Genomic DNA, 2,500 nt, shown 5'->3' with positions numbered 1-2,500 from the left:
CTCGTTGAGCGGGATGCGAATAATACGCTTCCTATTTTCAATGTCAACACTTTATTTTAAATTGTTTTTTAGCTTTCTAAAAAACGTTTAAACTGTGTTTCATTCGGAGTAAGCATTTTGCATTAAAACCTTAACCCGACTGACTTAGCGGCGTTGCCTGCCTTGTCTGTGGGGGCGCATTATAGGGATTTAATCTCACCCGTCAACACTCTTTTTCAATTAAATTAATCTTTTTCTACATTGAGCAAATAATGTTCTTTTGGTGCTTTTAATTACACCAAATCTACAGCAAACATACGATTAGCAATGTATTTTGTTTATGCTTACCTTATAAATGGTGTTTTCTATCTTAAATGATTGACCTTGAATAGCACTTATTTCTTATTTATGGATACTACACCGATATATACTTTAGCTTACATCTGGTGTGTTCATGCAAACAAACGACAAATACTCTCTCATTACCCGTCTTTTACATTGGCTTAGCGCTATCATCGTTTTTACTTTACTTACACTAGGTATTTGGATGGTAGATTTAAGTTACTACGATGAATGGTATACAGCTGCGCCTGACTTGCATAAGAGCATAGGCATACTTTTTAGCTTTATATTGATTGGTCGCTTATTTAATACCTTTATTTATTTAAATCATTTATCCAAAAACGATGTCACACCGTTACAAACTGTAATAGCAAAATTTATTCATGGATTAATGTACTTAATTTTATTTACGTTGATTATCACTGGTTTTTTAATATCGACAGCAAACGGTAAAGGCATCATGGTTTTCTCTTTATTTGAGCTCCCTTCGATTATTTCATTCGGTGAAGATCAGGCTGAAATATCAGGTTTGTTACATGAATATATAGCTTACAGTTTAATTGCTCTCATTTTGATTCATGCCACAGCGGCTTTACATCACCACTTTATACTTAAAAATAATGTGCTTAAACGCATACTCTAACAAAGGATATTGACCATGAACAAAACATTCATTGCTGCATTGCTTTCCGCCTCAGCATTATTCACAACTGCAACTCAGGCTGCAGATTATATAATTGATACTAAAGGTACTCATGCTTCAATTAATTTTAAAATTAAGCACCTCGGTTATAGCTGGTTAACGGGTCGCTTTAATCGATTCAGTGGTAACTTCAGTTACGATGCTGCAAAGCCTAATGAATCAAGCATAACCGTTTCGATTGATCCAGCGAGTATTGACTCAAACCATGCTGAACGTGATAAACATTTACGCAACAGCGACTTTTTAGCTGTATCTGATTTCCCTACCTCTTCTTTTATCAGCAAAAGCATCACTGCAATAAATGATCGAGAACTGCTTATTAAAGGTGACTTTACTTTGCATGGTGTTACCAACGTTATCGAATTTACCGCAGAAAAAATAGGAGAAGGAAAAGATCCTTGGAAAGGATACAGAGTCGGTTTTACTGGTACGACGTCGATAGCACTAGCAGATTACAATATTACACACAATCTGGGTCCAGCATCTACACACGTTGAATTAGAGCTAAACATTGAAGGCATACGCCAATAGGCATATCAATATTGCCTGCTTTATATTTAGAGCAGGCAAAAACGCTCATTTAATGTAAGCTTTTTCTTACAAAATCGTAAGTACTTTCCCTTTTGACCTAGCGTCATTATCTACACATATAAATCAAACCATTGTTTTAAAACAACTTTATTAGCCTCATGATTTTTACATGCATTTACCTCTTTCATTTATTAGTGCTTATTGACATTGCGCGTTTACGGTAAAAGACTATTATTAAGTCATCTCTTGATAAGGAGCTTGTTGAAGGATTCAACCTAAAAGCAAACACAGGAGTGAGTCACAGGGTTGTGAATATACCAATAGGAAATTTAGCATTCTGATCAGGACGATTAGAGTCACAAGGATGTACAGGACATGCATGAAGCATTTTTCGATCAAGGTTGATTGAACAAGGAAAGAGATTGGATCTCGTAAGGAATAAAAGCAGCTAACCGTTTATAAAACGCCCGTTATTCGGGCGTTTTTCATTTCTGCTCTCGTATTTTAACGCTGATATTTAATAAATATAGTCGTTATACCAATTCATATTAATAAGTGATCTCTCAGAATGCATCCTGCGGTTTTTGAACAAAGCGTCGGTGTACAGGAATGGTTGTTCCCTTTCAAATACCGATAACGCAGATCAAAAGCCGCTGAGCATTCCTTTCAGGCGAGTTTTAAATGCACTTACTCTGTGTTGCTCGAACTCAAAAGTGTAGTGGTCTAATGAAACTGTAGAGATTTATAGCTTAAAATATGTAAAATCTTAAAGGTATTTATTATGACTAGAAAAGCGAAAGTTACTGTCAGCACTCTTCAAAAATTAGAATATGCCAAATTGATGGTTGAACAGGGTTACACCAATAAACAAATTGAAGAAATGTCAGGTGCGGGCAAATCGGCCGTATCTAGATGGAAAATACAGTATCAGGCAGAATTAGCCGG

At 35.8% G+C, this 2,500-nt stretch carries 2 protein-coding genes and 1 pseudogene; all 3 read left to right on the top strand.

Features of this window, described 5'->3' with window-relative positions:
• Positions 1-433 precede the first annotated feature (433 nt).
• Complete coding sequence (locus DPX34_RS21380) at positions 434-964, top strand: cytochrome b (RefSeq protein ID WP_111980437.1); 531 nt, start codon at positions 434-436, stop codon at positions 962-964.
• 15 nt (positions 965-979) lie between these two features.
• A complete protein-coding gene (locus DPX34_RS21375; RefSeq protein WP_111980436.1) occupies positions 980-1,555 on the top strand; it encodes a YceI family protein in 576 nt (191 codons plus the stop codon).
• 781 nt (positions 1,556-2,336) lie between these two features.
• Positions 2,337-2,500: pseudogene (locus DPX34_RS21370) on the top strand (IS3-like element ISSde8 family transposase); the annotation flags it as partial.

Source organism: Algibacillus agarilyticus, from assembly GCF_003286125.1.
Lineage (GTDB): Bacteria > Pseudomonadota > Gammaproteobacteria > Enterobacterales > Alteromonadaceae > Algibacillus > Algibacillus agarilyticus.
This window is presented reverse-complemented; position numbering and strand designations above follow the sequence as displayed.